Annotated in this window: 15 protein-coding genes and 1 pseudogene; 8 read left to right on the top strand and 8 right to left on the bottom strand. The window is 72.8% G+C overall.

Features of this window, described 5'->3' with window-relative positions:
• Positions 1-282: 282 nt before the first annotated feature.
• A pseudogene (locus AC0AIB_RS06855) lies at positions 283-1,149 on the bottom strand (glycosyltransferase family 39 protein); the annotation flags it as partial.
• Between the two features lie 1,399 nt (positions 1,150-2,548).
• Between AC0AIB_RS06855 and AC0AIB_RS06850 the strand changes: the two are divergent.
• Genes AC0AIB_RS06850 through AC0AIB_RS06835 form a run of 4 tightly spaced genes read left to right on the top strand, consistent with a single transcriptional unit; the run spans position 2,549 to position 5,929 of the window.
• The gene (locus AC0AIB_RS06850) at positions 2,549-4,270 is read left to right on the top strand and encodes a nitrite/sulfite reductase (protein ID WP_328343302.1); all 1,722 of its coding nucleotides are present in this window, start codon (positions 2,549-2,551) and stop codon (positions 4,268-4,270) included.
• Positions 4,267-4,425, top strand: a complete 159-nt coding sequence (locus AC0AIB_RS06845) for an IS1 family transposase (RefSeq protein WP_208568333.1) — start codon at positions 4,267-4,269, stop codon at positions 4,423-4,425. Before AC0AIB_RS06850 ends, AC0AIB_RS06845 begins: the two co-directional genes overlap by 4 nt.
• Positions 4,422-5,186 carry a phosphoadenylyl-sulfate reductase gene (locus AC0AIB_RS06840; RefSeq protein WP_465096242.1) on the top strand — a complete coding sequence of 255 codons (765 nt, stop codon included), beginning with the start codon at positions 4,422-4,424 and terminating at the stop codon, positions 5,184-5,186. The genes AC0AIB_RS06845 and AC0AIB_RS06840 overlap by 4 nt, the downstream gene beginning before the upstream one ends.
• Positions 5,168-5,929, top strand: coding sequence for a sirohydrochlorin chelatase (locus AC0AIB_RS06835; RefSeq protein WP_465096241.1), 762 nt, complete (start codon positions 5,168-5,170; stop codon positions 5,927-5,929). Before AC0AIB_RS06840 ends, AC0AIB_RS06835 begins: the two co-directional genes overlap by 19 nt.
• Positions 5,930-6,071: 142 nt before the next feature.
• Here AC0AIB_RS06835 and AC0AIB_RS06830 read toward each other — a convergent pair whose 3' ends face one another.
• Positions 6,072-6,329: a WhiB family transcriptional regulator gene (locus tag AC0AIB_RS06830; RefSeq protein WP_328343309.1), complete on the bottom strand. Its 258-nt coding sequence runs from the start codon at positions 6,327-6,329 to the stop codon at positions 6,072-6,074.
• A 443-nt stretch (positions 6,330-6,772) separates the two neighbouring features.
• Positions 6,773-7,723: a diacylglycerol/lipid kinase family protein gene (locus AC0AIB_RS06825; RefSeq protein WP_328343311.1), complete on the bottom strand. Its 951-nt coding sequence runs from the start codon at positions 7,721-7,723 to the stop codon at positions 6,773-6,775.
• 42 nt (positions 7,724-7,765) lie between these two features.
• Here AC0AIB_RS06825 and AC0AIB_RS06820 point away from each other — a divergent pair, with 42 nt between their 5' ends.
• Positions 7,766-8,155: a hypothetical protein gene (locus AC0AIB_RS06820; protein WP_328343313.1), complete on the top strand. Its 390-nt coding sequence runs from the start codon at positions 7,766-7,768 to the stop codon at positions 8,153-8,155.
• An 85-nt stretch (positions 8,156-8,240) separates the two neighbouring features.
• Here AC0AIB_RS06820 and AC0AIB_RS06815 read toward each other — a convergent pair whose 3' ends face one another.
• The 3 genes from AC0AIB_RS06815 to sodN are packed head-to-tail and all read right to left on the bottom strand — an operon-like array spanning position 8,241 to position 9,600.
• On the bottom strand, positions 8,241-8,645 hold the full coding sequence (locus tag AC0AIB_RS06815) for an ATP-binding protein (protein ID WP_328343315.1): 405 nt from the start codon (positions 8,643-8,645) through the stop codon (positions 8,241-8,243).
• Positions 8,642-9,199, bottom strand: a complete 558-nt coding sequence (locus AC0AIB_RS06810; RefSeq protein ID WP_328343317.1) for a GNAT family N-acetyltransferase — start codon at positions 9,197-9,199, stop codon at positions 8,642-8,644. Before AC0AIB_RS06810 ends, AC0AIB_RS06815 begins: the two co-directional genes overlap by 4 nt.
• Positions 9,196-9,600 carry a superoxide dismutase, Ni gene (gene sodN / locus AC0AIB_RS06805; protein WP_328343319.1) on the bottom strand — a complete coding sequence of 135 codons (405 nt, stop codon included), beginning with the start codon at positions 9,598-9,600 and terminating at the stop codon, positions 9,196-9,198. The genes AC0AIB_RS06810 and sodN overlap by 4 nt, the downstream gene beginning before the upstream one ends.
• An 84-nt stretch (positions 9,601-9,684) precedes the next feature.
• On the opposite strand from sodN, the gene AC0AIB_RS06800 reads away from it, so the two are divergent.
• The 3 genes from AC0AIB_RS06800 to AC0AIB_RS06790 all read left to right on the top strand — a co-directional run bounded on the left by AC0AIB_RS06800 (position 9,685) and on the right by AC0AIB_RS06790 (position 12,431).
• Positions 9,685-10,035 carry a S24/S26 family peptidase gene (locus AC0AIB_RS06800; RefSeq protein WP_465096240.1) on the top strand — a complete coding sequence of 117 codons (351 nt, stop codon included), beginning with the start codon at positions 9,685-9,687 and terminating at the stop codon, positions 10,033-10,035.
• Positions 10,036-10,176: 141 nt separating this feature from the next.
• Positions 10,177-11,355 (top strand): NAD(P)-dependent malic enzyme, encoded by a 1,179-nt coding sequence (locus AC0AIB_RS06795; RefSeq protein WP_328343322.1) that lies wholly within the window; start codon positions 10,177-10,179, stop codon positions 11,353-11,355.
• Positions 11,356-11,468: 113 nt separating this feature from the next.
• The gene (locus AC0AIB_RS06790) at positions 11,469-12,431 is read left to right on the top strand and encodes a zinc-binding dehydrogenase (RefSeq protein WP_465096247.1); all 963 of its coding nucleotides are present in this window, start codon (positions 11,469-11,471) and stop codon (positions 12,429-12,431) included.
• 72 nt (positions 12,432-12,503) lie between these two features.
• Here AC0AIB_RS06790 and AC0AIB_RS06785 read toward each other — a convergent pair whose 3' ends face one another.
• On the bottom strand, positions 12,504-13,466 hold the full coding sequence (locus AC0AIB_RS06785) for an alpha/beta hydrolase family protein (RefSeq protein ID WP_465096239.1): 963 nt from the start codon (positions 13,464-13,466) through the stop codon (positions 12,504-12,506).
• Positions 13,467-13,596: 130 nt separating this feature from the next.
• The gene (locus AC0AIB_RS06780) at positions 13,597-14,493 is read right to left on the bottom strand and encodes an alpha/beta hydrolase family protein (RefSeq protein ID WP_328343327.1); all 897 of its coding nucleotides are present in this window, start codon (positions 14,491-14,493) and stop codon (positions 13,597-13,599) included.
• Positions 14,494-14,514: the final 21 nt, after the last annotated feature.

Here is a 14,514-nt window from a genome sequence, read left to right as displayed (position 1 = left end):
CTTCGTCCCCGCCGGGCTCGGCCGCGCCGCCTCTGGTAGGCCGGTCCTCGTCGGGGCCGTGGGCGGCGACGGCCCGGCCAGGGCGGCACCGGCGAGCAGGCAGGCGAAGGGCACCGTGAAGAACAGGTAACGCGGCACCCAGAGAGGTACGGCCAGCGCGGCGACGAAGAGCAGGAGCACCGGCAGCACCGCGCAGGCCCCGGGGAGCAGGCCGCGCCATCCGGATCGGGCCGCCCCGAGCGCGGCGAGCCCGACCAGTACTCCGCCCACCACACCGCCCTGCGCCAGACCGCCCGGCAGGGCCGCCAGATCCGCCAGCCGGGCCGGGGCGATCCAGTCGAGCTGGTGGGACCGCTGCCCCTGCGCGACGACCAGCAGCGGCACCAGCACCAGCACGGCCCCCAGCACAGCCACCGCCCACCCCGACAACCGTCGATCCCGCAGCCTCCCACCCGACCCGTCGTCACCCGACCCGTCGTCACCCGACCCGTCGTCACCCGACCTGGCGTCGTCCGGCCCGGCGTCGTCCGGTTTGGCCGTGCCCGGTCGGTGGGGAGCGGTGCTCCTAGCGGTCAGCACCACCACGGCGTGCGCGGCGAGCAGGCCCAGGGCGAGCAGGTGCGCCAGGCCGAGCCCGGCGACGGCCGCAGTGTAGAAGGACCAACGCAGCACCCCGGGGCGGTCCAGCGCGCGGACCAGCAGCAGGGTCACCAGCACGGCGAAAAGGGTCACCAGGGCGTAGGGCCTGGCCTCCTGCGCGTACCGGGAGGTGGCCGGGAGGACCGCGAAGAGCAGGCCGGCGAGCAGGCCGGCAGGTGCCCCGAACAACCGCCGACCGAGTACGGCGGTGAGGCCGGCTGCCCCCGCCATCGCCAACACCGAGGGCAGCCGCAGCGCCGTCACGGAATCGCCTAACAGCCTGGTCCAGGCATGCACCAGCAGGTAGTACGGCCCGGTCGCCGCGTCGACGGTGCGGGTGAGCCGGAACAGGTCTCCGACCGGTCGGGTGGCGGCGCTCCAGGTGGCCAACTCGTCGCGCCAGGGCTGAGCCCGACTGATCCCGTAACATCCGGCGACCAGGGTGACCATCAGCGGAACCGCCCAGACCAGCGACCCCACCCACCGCCCTGAGTACCGCGTTTTGGACATTGCGCCCACCGGTCGAGGATTTCACACCCGGCCCGACGATGCGGCCGGAGCCGGAGCCGGAGCCGGAGCCGGTGTGACTCTGGGTTCGATCACATGGGGGGCGTGGAAGCTGTCGCGGCCGGCACCACCGCCCTCGGCTGGCGCTCCGGCGGCTGATGCGCCCGGTGCCTACGGTGCCCGTGGCGTCAGTGGCGCGTGCCGTGGACGTCGGGCTGCCGGCCAGGTCGGGCCTGTTCGCACCGGACATCGCCGCTACCTACGGGGGTGGGGTTCGCATCCTTTGGAGCTGATGACGTAAACGATTCACCATCGACACCCGCGTGACTCAGGCTACTCACCCGCCGCCGAGGTCGACTTCCCCTCCGGCGGCTTCCGTTGTCCCGGCCGCCCATTCGGCATTCGTCCCCGGCCCCGCATCGGGCCTCGGCTCCCGGCCTCGGCTCCCGGCCTCGGCTTGCGGCCTCGGCTCCCGGCCTCGGCTCCCGGCCTCGGCTTGCGGCCTCGGCTCCCGGCCTCGGCTCCCGGCCTCGGCTCCCGGCCTCGGCTCCCGGCCTCGGCTCCCGGCCTCGGCTCCCGGCCTCGGCTCCCGGCCTCGGCTCCCGGCCTCGGCTCCCGGCCTCGGCCCCTGGCCTCCGGCCCTCGGGGCGACGATCGCAATATCATTTGTGTCTATCGATGTCAGCGCCTGGCCCGCTCGTCGGAGTCGCGATTCGTTCTCGTCATCAGCTCGAAAGGCGCTGAAGAGGTATGGGTGGGGGCGGGGCGGCAGGCGGGATGGCATGTTCCGCCGAGTCGGGAGCAGTTGGTCGGGCGGTGGGCGGCACGCCGACTCGGCGAGCAGGCGGGGCTCCGGGCGAGGGACGCCGGGTGTGGCGTGTGCGGGTCCGAGTGCATGCGGGTCCGGTGAACAAGCATGGACTCGGGTGCGACGGCGGGCGTGCGGACAACGGACTCGACGGCGGGCGAGCGACAAACGGACTCGACGGCGGGCGAGCGACAAACGGACTCGACGGCGGGCGAGCAAGGTGGGTGGGCGTCGGGCGCGCAAGGTGGGGTGCGCGGAGGGGGAGCGTTGCGGACAGGGTGGGGCGGTGACGGTGGGGATGCGGTCCGTGATGTGGGATGTCGCACGTGGTCATTGGCCGGTCTGCGGGGGGTGTGGGAGCATGGCGGTATGACCGCCGCTGTCGTCCGCCGCTTCGTGGCCCGCCGCCACGTCGACTACGGCCGCGTGCGCAGCGCGCTTTGTCCGGCCCACTGACGACGCCCGACCCATCCGTCTCGGGCGCGTGTACTGCGCCGGCCGTTCCGACACCGTTGTCCTCGGCCCTTCCAGGGCCGGTCGCCGCCGCGTCCGCGCTCCCACCGAGGCACCGCAGAGACAACGGAGGACGCCGCAATGGCGGTCAGCAGCACCCCGGCTCGTCCCGGAACCCCGACGGCCCCCGCCGTACCCGCCACCCGTGCCCCCCGTCGGCCCCGCGGGGAGGGACAATGGGCCCTGGGTCACCGTGAGCCGCTCAACCCCAACGAGCGGATCAAGAAGGACGATGACCCGCTGAACGTCCGGGCCCGGATCGAGAACATCTATGCCCACGGTGGTTTCGCCTCCATCGACCCGCAGGATCTGCGCGGCCGGTTCCGCTGGTGGGGGCTCTACACCCAGCGCAAGGCCGGCATCGACGGGGGTCGCACCGCCGTGCTGGAGCCGCACGAGCTGGAGGACGAGTTCTTCATGCTCCGGGTCCGGGTCGACGGCGGTCAGCTCTCCCTGGCCCAGTTGCGCGTGGTCGCCGACATCTCCCGGGAGTTCGCCCGGGACACCGCCGACATCACCGACCGGCAGAACATCCAGTACCACTGGATCCGGGTCGAGGACATGCCGGAGATCTGGCGTCGGCTGGAGTCGGTCGGCCTGCAGACCACCGAGGCGTGCGGCGACTGTCCCCGGATCGTGCTGGGTAGCCCGGTCGCCGGCGTGGCCGAGGACGAGCTGCTCGACGGGACCCCGGCGATCGACGAGATCGTCAGCCGGTACGTCGGTGACAAGGCGTACTCGAACCTGCCCCGGAAGTTCAAGACCACGATCTCCTGGCTGGTCGACACCCCGTACGAGGCGAACGACATCGCCTTCCTCGGGGTCGAGCACCCGGAGCACGGCCCCGGCTTCGACGTCTGGGTCGGTGGCGGTCTGTCCACCAACCCGATGCTTGCCAAGCGGCTCGGCGTCTGGGTGCCGCTGGCCGAGGTGCCCGACGTCTGGGCGGGAGTGGTCGGCATCTTCCGCGACTACGGCTACCGCCGGCTGCGCAACCGGGCCCGGCTGAAGTTCCTGGTTGCCGACTGGGGTGTGGAGAAGTTCCGCGAGGTGCTGGAGAAGGACTACCTGGGGCGCACCCTGCTCGACGGTCCGGCCCCGCAACTGCCCGACAAGCCGGTCGACCACATCGGCGTGCACCGGCAGCGCGACGGGCGCAACTACGTCGGGGCCGCCCCGGTGGTGGGGCGGGTCTCCGGCGGGCAGTTGACCAAGCTCGCCGACGTGGTCGAGGCACACGGCAGCGACCGGGTACGACTCACCCCGTACCAGAAGCTGCTGGTGCTCGACGTGCCGCCGGCGCGGACCGAGTCGCTGGTCGACGAGCTGCGCGGGATCGGCCTGGAGGCCCGGCCGTCGGCCTGGCGGCGGGGCACCATGGCCTGCACCGGGATCGAGTTCTGCAAGCTGGCCATCGTCGAGACCAAGGCGCGCGGTGAGGAGCTGGTGGCCCGGTTGGAGGAGCGGCTGCGCGACTTCGACGCGGACATCTCCATCCACATCAACGGCTGCCCGAACGCCTGCGCCCGGACCCAGGTCGCCGACATCGGCCTCAAGGGGCAGCTGGTGGTCGGCCCGGACGGCCAGCAGGTGGAGGGCTTCCAGGTGCACCTGGGTGGCGGGCTGGGGATGGCCCAGGGGCAGACCGCCGGGTTCGGCCGCAAGCTGCGCGGCCTGAAGACCACCGCCGACGAGCTTCCCGAGTACGTGGAACGACTGGCCCGCCGCTACCTGGCCGGCCGGACCGAGGGCGAGACGTTCGCCAACTGGGTGATCAGGGTCGACGAGGAGGAACTCCGATGAGCGAAACCCGATCCGCGCCGCTGTACTGCCCGTACTGCGGCGAAGAGGACCTGCGGCCGAACGAGGCCGGACACGGCGCCTGGGAGTGCCACGCCTGCGCGCGGGTATTCACCGTCAAGTTCAACGGCCTGCTCAGCCGGGCGGTGGCCCGATGACCGGCCTGCTCTCCGCCACGAACCTGGGCCTGGTCGAGCCCGGCGGTCCGCGACCGACCGACCCGACCCGGCGCGACCCGGCCGAGCTGCGGGCGTTGGCCGAGCGGGCCGGCCGCGAGCTGGAGGGCGCTCCGGCGTTGGAGATCGCCCGCTGGGCGGCCGACACCTTCGGCGACCGGTTCTGTGTGACCAGCTCGATGGCCGACGCCGTGCTGGCCCACCTGGTGTCCCGGGTCGCTCCCGGGGTGGACGTGGTCTTCCTCGACACCGGGCTGCACTTCCCGGAGACGCTGCGGGTCCGCGACGAGGTGGCCCGACGGTTGCCGGTGAACGTCCGCTCGATCCGGCCCCGGCAGACCGTCGGTCAGCAGGACGGCGAGTACGGGCCCCGGCTGTTCAACCGTTCACCCGACGACTGCTGCCAGCTGCGCAAGGTCGAGCCGCTGGAACGGGCCCTGTCCGGGTACGACGCCTGGGCCGCCGGGTTACGCCGGGACGAGTCGCCGACCCGGGCGAACACGCCGGTGGTGACCTTCGACCCCCGGCGCGGCAAGGTGAAGGTGAACCCGATCGCCGCCTGGTCCCAGTCCGACGTCGACTCCTACATCTCCCGTTACGACATCCCGGTCAACGAGCTGCTCGCCCGGGGCTACGGCTCGATCGGCTGCTGGCCCTGCACCCGCCGGACCAGGGCGGGGGAGGACCCGCGCGCCGGCCGGTGGGCCATGTTCGAGAAGACCGAGTGCGGCCTGCACCTCTGACCGGGCCGGAGCAGGTCCCCCCGGTGGTGCTGGTGGCGCACGGCAGTCGGGATCCGCGGGCGGCGGCGGCGACCCGGGCGCTGGCCCGGGCCGTCGAGGCCGCCCGCCCCGGCACCCCGGTGCTGCCCAGTTGGCTGGACCACACCGACCCGGGGCCGACGGAGGTGCTGCGAGGGCTGGCCGCCGCCGGTCACCGTACGGCGGTGGTGGTGCCGCTGCTGCTCACCGCCGCGTACCACCGGCGGGTGGACGTCCCGGCGGCGGTGGCGGCGGCCCGACAGGACGCGCCCGAGCTGACGGTACGGGTGACCGACGTGCTCGGGCCGGCGGACGGGACGGTGGACGCGGGGTTGCTGTCCGGGCTGGGCCGCCGGCTGACCGAGGCGGGGCCGGGACCGGTCGACGCGCTGGTGCTGGCGGCGGCGGGGACCAGGGACGCGCGGGCCCGCGGGTCGGTGGGTCGGGTCGCCGTCGCCCTGTCACACGGGTTCGGGGTGCCCTGCACGGTGGCCTACGCTTCGGCGGCCCCGCCGACGGCCGAGGTGGCGGTGGCCCGGTTGCGGGCGGTCGGTGCCCGGCGGGTGGCGGTGGTGGCGTACTTCCTGGCGCCGGGGCTCTTCCACGACTCGGTGGTGGTGGCGGCGCGGCGGGCGGGTGCGGTGGCGGTCGGCGCGCCGTTGAACGATTCGCCGGAGTTGGTCGGCCTGGTGCTGCGGCGGGTCGACGCCACAAATGTCGGGTAACCGAGGGTCACCGCGTTGACATTACTCTACGTTATTGCATCGACACCCGAATTCGGTCAACTGCCCATTACGGAGAGTGGGGAAAGCAGAACGCCCCGGCGGGGTGGTGGACCCGGCCGGGGCGGACAGCGTGTGATCGGTTTCAGGCGGAGTGAGCGCGCAGCACCCGGAGGCCGCCACGGCGCTTGACCGCGCGGCGTTCCTCTTCGCTCATCCCGCCCCAGACGCCCGCGTCCTGACCGGACTCCAGCGCCCACTGCAGGCACTGGTCGGTCACGGAGCAGCGCCGGCAGACGGCCTTGGCCTGCTCGACCTGAAGAACCGCCGGGCCGGACGTCCCGATCGGGAAGAACAGCTCCGGGTCCTCGTCGCGGCAGATGGCATTGTGACGCCAGTCCATGGCGGCAACACTCCTCATTCTGGATGGGCGGAAGATAACGCTCGTGCTTTTCTTATATCCGTCCGCAGTGCCGGTCGTGACGGTTCGCGTACGACTATTCGGCATTGCGTGAGCAGACTCGTTCAGCGCCTGGGCCTGCTGGAACCGCTCAAGCGGTCGAGCATATCCAGGCAATGTCTCGGTAACTCAAGTTCGCTTGTGAATACTTTCACGAACAAACGCGATGTCAAGGGTGACGCTCGGAAAAACTCCGCTCGGTGAGCAAGCTCACGACCCTTTTGTCCGGTTTTCAGGCTTCCCCGGTTACCCGGCGTACCACAGTCGAGGATCAATATAGTACAGTCCGCGTGACAATGCTGACATTTCCGGCACTACCTCCTCGGTGTGGCGGCCACCGCGCCGTGCGGTGTCCCGACCGCTCGACCTAGGGCGTTACCCGAGACCTAACAGATTACTCTCAGTGCGCCGGAAACGGAGGAAAATCTGACCTTGTGTCGCTCGCCGAGGTAGTCGCCGTCCAGCTGGAAGGCCTGTGGACGGGCCGAGACCAGGGTGAACTCGTCCACGTCGTGCAGCCGGAGCACCTGCTTGCCGCGCGGATCGGGGTGTCGGGACAGGAACTGCGTCACCGTCCGTGTGGTGCTGGCGACGCGCAGCTGACGAAGCGCCATCACGTCCAGCCCGAGATCGAACGACGCCTCCGGGTTCGGGTTGATCTCCCGCTCGCCCAGGTACGTCCACGGCGCGGTGTTCTGGATGATCACCGTGCCCAGCTCGCCCTCGGCCGGCTCTCCCGGCCGCTCCAGGCTGATCGCCGGGTGCCGCCGGTCCGAACTGAGGAAGTAGTGACTCAGGGTGGAGCGGAAGTAGAGCGACGGTGAGGACACCCGCCCCCGCCGCCGGGCCTGCTCCACCCGGTGGATCACCGCCGCGTCCAGGCCGAAGCCGGCACAGAAGGTGAAGTAGCGGTCGTCGGCCAGGCCCAGCCCGATCGTCCGGGACCGGCCGAGCCGCAGCCCCTCCAGGATCATGCTGGTGCCGTCCGCCCACTCCCGGGGCAATCCGAGGGCACGGGCGAAGACGTTCGTCGAACCACCCGGCACGGTGGCCAGCGCCGGCAACCGCTCCGCCGGGGAGCCGCCGGTACGGATCGTCGGCGGCTCGGCGGTCATCAGTCCGTTGACCACCTCGTTGACCGTGCCGTCGCCACCGAGCGTGACCACCAGGTCGACGCCCTCCTGGGCGGCCTCCCGGGCCAGGTCGGTGGCGTGACCCCTGCGCCGGGTGTACCGCACCGACAGGTCTACTTGGCTGCGCAGTGCCCGGACCAGCACGTCCCGGCTGCGTTCACTGGTGGTGGTGGCCTTCGGATTGACCACCAGGACGGCCCGCATGGGCGGCACTTTACGTGATCGGGCGGGGGTATCGTGGCCCGCGTGACGATCGACTCCGCGCCGGTTCCCGACACTCTGCGCTGGGCGGTACGCCTGCTGCGGGCCGAGGCGGTCGCCCTCGCGCTGATCTCCGGATGGTTGGTCTGGGCCGACCTGACCGCCACCAGGACCGACCTGGTCTCGGCACTCTTCGTGACCGGGTTCGCCGTCGCCGGCGCCGTCGCGCTCTGGGCGTTGGGCGGGGCGTTGGCCCGCCGCCGGGCCGGTGCCCGCGCCCCGGCGATGGTGCTGGAGCTGATGCTGCTGCCGGTCGGCTGGTTCATGATCGGCGGCGGGCTGGGCTGGCTCGGCGTACCGCTGATGGCGCTCGGCCTCGGCGTCTGCGCACTGCTGGTCAGCCCGCCCACCACGAAGGCCCTGGGCTTCGGCTGAGCCACCACCGGCGGACCGGGCCGAGACGCGTCGGCCGAGACGTCGGCCGTGCCCGCCGGGCGGTGCGGAGCCCGGCAGCGGCGGGTCAGTAGCTGGCGGAGCGGCGGGTCAGCAGGGAGATGGTGGCCCGGCCGTCGGCGGACTCGGCCGCCGCCGCCGTGGTCAGCGCGGTGAGCACCTTCCAGGCGAACGAGGACTCGCCCGGCAGCGCCGCACCGCGCACGATCGGCACCGTCACCTCGACGGTCAGCGCGTCCTCGGTGACCGCGAAACGGCACTCCAACTCGGCGTCGCGGGTGGCGATGGCGAGCAGCATCGCGCACGCCTCGTCCACCGCGATGCGCAGGTCCTCGATCTCGTCGAGGGCGAACTGGAGGCGGGCCGCGAGCCCCGCCGTGGCGGTGCGCAGCACGCCCAGGTAGCCGCCGTCGGCGGGCACGGTGAGGTGCACGACGTCGTCGGTCGCTGGCTGGCCGGTCAGTTGAGTCACGCCTCATCCCCCCGGTCCGGGACTCTACCCGGCCGGGCTCGGGCGTGCGTGGTCGACGTCACCCCAAGGCTCGCAAGAGCGTGTAGGGCCGTTCCACTGAGCCGGTAGGGAACCCACTCGGACATCGGTTCGGCCCCGATCGAGGCGTAGAAGTGGGCGGCCGGGTTCCAGTCGAGCATCCACCACTCCAGCCGCTGGTAGCCGCGCTCCACACAGACCGCGGCGAGCGTGGCGAGCAGCGCCCGGCCGGCCCCGGTGCCCCGGTGGGTCGGCCGGACGTACAGGTCCTCCAGGTAGATGCCGTGCACGCCGGCCCAGGTGGAGAAGTTGAGGAACCACAGCGCGAAGCCGACGGGGACGTCGTCGTCCACCGCGACATGACCGAACAGGGTCGGGGCCGGGCCGAACAGGGCATCGTCGAGCTGCGCCGTGGTGAGCAGGCACTGATCGGCGGCCCGCTCGTAGTCGGCCAGCTCGTGCACCATCGCGACGACGGCCGGCACGTCCTGTGGACGTGCCGGCCGGATCGTCGGTGCCGTGACGGGCAGGGTCACGCCTGCTTGGTCTCCCAGAAGATCTTGGAGATCTCGTCGATCTTCTGGAGCAGTTCGTCGGCCTTGGCCGGGTCGGTCGCACCCTTGGCGCCGGCCGCGCCGGCCGCCTTGGTTGCCTCGTTGAACAATTGGTGCAGGTGCGGGTACTTCTCGAAGTGCGCCGGCTTGAAGTAGTCGGTCCAGAGCACCCACAGGTGGTGCTTGACCAGATCGGCGCGCTGCTCCTTGATCAGGATCGCCCGGGTGCGGAACTCCGGGTCGGTGTTCGCCTGGTACTTCTCGCAGATCATTTTGACCGACTCGGCCTCGATGCGGGCCTGCGCCGGGTCGTACACGCCGCACGGCAGGTCGCAGTGCGCGCTGGCGGTCACACGGGGCGAGAGGATGCGGGGAAGTCGCATCAGGGTCCTCCATGGGAAGTTTGCGATGATCCGAGACGACACTACTCCTGAGGACGTCCCCGGCAGGGGCGGAGGGGAAACCTCGTGACGGTCGGCGGGTCCGGTCCCACCCCACGGCTGCCCGCCCCGCTCACCGCCGTGGGCGTGAGCGGGCCGTCCATGTCACCGACGCTGCGGCACGGCGACGCCGTCCTGGTCCGTCGGGGCGGTCGGCCGGTCCGTCCCGGGGACGTGGTGGTGGCCGTCTTCCGGAGCCGGCCGGACCTGCTGGTGGTCAAGCGTGCCGTCCGCCGCCAGGACGACGGTTGGTGGCTGCGCGGTGACAACGAGTTCGTCACCGACGACTCCCGGGTGTACGGGGTGGCCGACGTGCTGGGTCGGGTGCTGTTCCGCTACTGGCCCCGCCCCGGTCGGTTGACGCCGAAACGGATATGACCCTCCTCACATGCGGCCGAGGAGCGGCTGACTATGCTCGGGGGTGTTCGGGTGACCCCCCGCATCGCGTGTCGCCGCTCCGCCTCACCTCGCGCCCTCGCGCCGGCCGCTCCGTCTGCTTCGACAGATCCTGGAGTCACCATGTCTGCATCCACCGTGGATCCCGCTGATCCCGTCTTCCGGTTGCACCTCGGCGGCAAGCTGGCCGTCGCCTCGACCGTCCCGCTGACCAGCCGGGAGGACCTCTCCCTCGCGTACACCCCGGGGGTGGCCCGGGTGTGCGAGGCGATCGCCGCCGACCCGGCCCTGGTCGACGACTACACCTGGGTGTCGCACGTCGTCGCGGTCGTCACCGACGGTTCCGCCGTGCTCGGGCTCGGCAACATCGGCCCGCGCGCGGCGCTGCCGGTGATGGAGGGCAAGGCGGTGCTGTTCAAGCAGTTCGCCGGGGTGGACGCGGTGCCGATCTGCCTGGACACCCAGGACGTCGACGAGATCGTGGCGACCGTGCGGGCCCTCGCCCCGTCGTTCGGCGGGATCAACCTGGAGGACATCAGCGCGCCGCGCTGCTTCGAGGTGGAACGGCGGCTCGACGAGGCGCTGCCCATCCCGGTCTTCCACGACGACCAGCACGGCACCGCCATCGTGGTGCTGGCCGCGTTGCGCAACGCGGCGACCCTGCTCCACCGCAAGCTCGGTGACCTGCGGGTGACGGTGAGCGGGGCCGGCGCCGCCGGGATCGCGGTCACCCACATGCTGGTCGCCGGGGGAGTGGATCCCGAGCAGGTGGTGGTCTGCGACTCCCGGGGCGTCATCGGCCGGCACCGGCCCGATCTGACCGAGACCAAGGCGCACCTCGCCGAGACCACCAACGCCGAGGGCCGCCGGGGCGACGTCACCGAGGCGCTGCGCGGCGCGGACGTGCTGATCGGCGTCTCCGGCGGCCGGATTCCCGAGGCGGCGGTCGCCGGCATGGCCCCCGGCGGCATCGTCTTCGCGCTGGCCAACCCCCAGCCCGAGGTGGACCCCGAGGTGGCTGCCCGGCACGCGGCGGTGGTCGCCACCGGGCGCAGCGACTACCCCAACCAGATCAACAACGTGCTCGCCTTCCCCGGGGTGTTCCGGGGTGCGCTGGACGCGCGGGCGACCCGGATCACCGACGGGATGAAGGTGGCCGCCGCCGACGCGATCGCCCGGGTGGTCGACGGGTCGCTCAGCGCGGACGCCATCGTGCCCTCCCCGCTCGACCCCCGGGTCGCCCCGGCGGTGGCGGCGGCGGTCGCCGAGGCGGCCCGCCACGACGGCGTCGCCCGCGCCTGAGCCGACGCGCGGCGCACCGCCGACCAGCGGTGCGCCACCCGCGCCTGCCGGCGGCGTGCGCGGGCGGAACAGGCCGGGCCGGACCCTTCGTGAACGATCGTCGCGCTGTTACGGTGCGGATCATGCGTGCCGCCTATGCCTCCCGGTTCGACGCCGACAACCCGCTCGCCGCGCTCACCGTCGGCGACCGTCCCGAGCCCGCCCACCCGGAGGACGACTGGGTGACCGTGCAGGTCAGGGCCAGCTCGCTCAACCACCACGACCTGTGGTCGCTCAAGGGGGTCGGGCTCGCCGACGCTCAGCTGCCGATGATCCTCGGCTGTGACGCGGTCGGCACCGACCCGGACGGCAACGAGGTGGTCGTCTACCCGGTGCTGCCCACCCCCGGCGACCCGCGCGGCGTCTCCATCCTCTCCGAGCACTACCAGGGCACCCTCGCCGAGCGGGTGGCCGTACCCCGGGCGAACCTGTTGCCGCTGCCGAGCGGCCTGTCGGCGACCGACGCGGCCTGCCTGCCGACCGCCTGGCTCACCGCCTGGCGGATGCTCACCACCCGGGGCCGGGTCGCCGACGGCGAGTCGGTGCTGGTGCAGGGGGCCGGTGGCGGCGTCGCCACCGCGGCGGTCGCGCTGGGCGTGGCGCTCGGCAAACGGGTGTACGCCACCAGCCGCGACGCCGGCAAGCGGGAACGCATCGCCGCGCTGGGGGCGACCGCGCTGGAACCCGGTGCCCGGCTGCCGGAGCGGGTCGACGTGGTGGTCGAAACTGTCGGCGCGGCCACCTTCGACCACTCGTTGAAGTCGGCCGCCCCGATGGCCCGGATCGTGGTCGCCGGCGCGACCTCCGGCCACCTGCCGGCGGTGAACCTGCGCCGGGTCTTCGCCATGCAGCTGGAGATCCTCGGCACCTCGATGGGCACCCCGGACGAGCTGACCGAGCTGCTCGCCTTCTGCGCCGAGCACGAGGTACGCCCGGTGGTGGACAGCGTGGTCCCGTTCAGCCGGGTGGCCGACGCCTTCGCCCGGCTGCACTCCGACGAGGTCTTCGGCAAGGTCGTCGTCGACCACACCAGCTGACAGTCGTACCCGGCCTGGTCGGGACTGCCGGGCGGGTCGACCGGGCGGGTCGGGCGGCGACGGTGGGAGCGCTCAGAGTCGGTCGTCGAGGGTGGCGACGTCGCCCCGGGCGGCCGAGGCGGGGAGCCGGCCCTTGGCGGCCCGGTCGCCGTAGAGGGTCCAGCGGAGGAACTCGATCGTGGTGTCGGAGACCACCCGCAGGGCCGGGCCGTCACCGAGCAGCGCCCGACCGTGGTCGCCCCGGGGCAGGCTGAGCATCGCCTTGGGCCAGGGCACCGCGTCGAAGACGGCCTTGCCGGCGGCGTAGTCGACCACCTCGTCGGCCTGACCGTGCACGAAGAGCTGCGGGGCGGCGGCCCCGGCGAAGGCGGTGCCCACGCCCAGCCCGGTCCCGGCGAAGACCACCCCGGCGTCGAGCCGTTCGTCCCGGCCGGTGGTGAACAGGCCGATGGTGGTCACCCCGCCGGCCGAGTGCCCGGCCGCCGCCACCCGGTCGGTTGCCAGCCGGCCGCGCAGCGGGTCACCGGCCTTCGCGTCCAGCGCCAGCACCTTGTCCAGCACGTACGACACGTCGGCGGGCTGGTTGAGCACGTCGAGGACGCTGCCGTCGGCGCCCTTGCCGGTGTGCGGGAAGGTCGGTGCGGCCACCACGAAACCGGCCGCCGCCCAGCGGGTCAGCAGCACCTGGTAGTCGACGGGTCGCCCGTCGAGGCCGTGGCTGAACGCCACCACCGGGAACCGCCCTGTCGCCGCCGTCGCGTCGCGTCGCGCCGCCTCACCGGCGGTGCCCCGGGCCGGGTACCAGAGGGTCACCGGCAGCGGGCGGTCGCCACCCCGGTTCAGCTTCAGCTGTCGTACGCCGACCGCGAACGCCTCGGCCGGCGCGGTCCCGGCGGGAACGCGCGGTGCCGGCGTGGTGGCCTTCGGCGGCTCCGGCGGGGCCTCGGTGCGGGCGGGAGCCTGGGCCGAGCAGCCGACGAGGCCGGTGGCGAGCAGCGCGGTGGTCAGCAGGACCGGGGTACGGCGACGGAACATGAACCCGATTGTGCCCTGCTGGTCGGGCTACCCGGCCGGCTACGGCCCGTCGCACCCCCGGTGGACGTCCTCGTCACGGCCCGTGGACGTCTTCGTCGCGGCCCGGTGGACGCCCGCGTCGGGGCGGCGGTCACCGTCCGTCGTCGGTCAACCGGTCGTCGAAGGTGGTGACGCCGGGGCGGGCGGCGTCGGTACGCAGCCGGCGGCCGGCGTCCCGGTCGTCGTAGAGGGTCCAGCGCAGGAAGTCGGTGGTGGTGGCGAGGAACTCGTCGAAGCCGGGCCGGCCCGGGATCAGGTAGTCGCCGTGGCCCTGCCCGAGCAGACTCAGGAACGCCTTCGGGCCGGTCGCCCGCTGGTAACCGGCCTGACCGACGGTCAACGGCACCACCGGGTCGGCGGTGCCGTGCACGAAGAGCAGCGGGGCGGTCGGCCCGGCGAAGGCCCCGGCCAGCCCGCCCCCGGCGATGATCACGCCGGAGCGCAGCCGGGCCGAGTGGCCGGAGGTGAACATGCCTGCGGTGGTGAACCCGCCCGCCGAGTGGCCCGTCGCGGCGAACCGGCCGACGTCCAGGTGCCCGGCCAACGGGTCACCGGCACGGGCGTTCAGCCGGACCAGGTGCCGGATCACCCGCCAGGCGTCGGCGGGCTGGTTGCGGACGTCGGCGCGACTGAACCGGGCCGCCCGCCGGCTGGTGTACGGGTAGGTCGGCGCGGCCACCACGAACCCGGCGGCGGCCCACCGGGTGGCCAGCGCGGCGTGCAACTCGGGCAGGCTGCGCAGGCCGTGGCTGTGCACCACCACCGGGAACCGGCCCGAGGCGACCCGACCGCGCTCGGTCGGGTACCAGAGCGTCACCGGCAGCGGACGCGGCCCGGACGGGTCGACGGTGAGGGTGCGGACCGCGACCGGCCGGGCCTGGTCCGGGGCGTGTCGGGCCGGCGGTGGTGCCTCGGTGGCGGCGGTGGCCGGGCCACAACCGGCGAGCAGCGCGGCCAACAGCACGGCGCCCAGCCGTCTCACCCCCATCCCTCGACGGTAGGCGGTCGG

The sequence above is a fragment of the Micromonospora sp. DSM 43699 genome (genome assembly GCF_055517075.1).
Note: the sequence above shows the minus strand (reverse complement) of the source record. Positions and strands in the feature narration are given on the sequence as shown.

Bases quoted from the DNA above. Each gene is read 5' to 3' on its own strand.
- AC0AIB_RS06840 (WP_465096242.1), top strand. From the start codon at position 4,422: ATGACCGGCCTGCTCTCCGCCACGAACCTGGGCCTGGTCGAGCCCGGC.
- AC0AIB_RS06780 (WP_328343327.1), bottom strand. From the start codon at position 14,493: ATGGGGGTGAGACGGCTGGGCGCCGTGCTGTTGGCCGCGCTGCTCGCC.
- AC0AIB_RS06845 (WP_208568333.1), top strand. From the start codon at position 4,267: ATGAGCGAAACCCGATCCGCGCCGCTGTACTGCCCGTACTGCGGCGAA.
- sodN (WP_328343319.1), bottom strand. From the start codon at position 9,600: ATGCGACTTCCCCGCATCCTCTCGCCCCGTGTGACCGCCAGCGCGCAC.
- AC0AIB_RS06795 (WP_328343322.1), top strand. From the start codon at position 10,177: ATGTCTGCATCCACCGTGGATCCCGCTGATCCCGTCTTCCGGTTGCAC.
- AC0AIB_RS06830 (WP_328343309.1), bottom strand. From the start codon at position 6,329: ATGGACTGGCGTCACAATGCCATCTGCCGCGACGAGGACCCGGAGCTG.
- AC0AIB_RS06825 (WP_328343311.1), bottom strand. From the start codon at position 7,723: ATGCGGGCCGTCCTGGTGGTCAATCCGAAGGCCACCACCACCAGTGAA.
- AC0AIB_RS06850 (WP_328343302.1), top strand. From the start codon at position 2,549: ATGGCGGTCAGCAGCACCCCGGCTCGTCCCGGAACCCCGACGGCCCCC.
- AC0AIB_RS06785 (WP_465096239.1), bottom strand. From the start codon at position 13,466: ATGTTCCGTCGCCGTACCCCGGTCCTGCTGACCACCGCGCTGCTCGCC.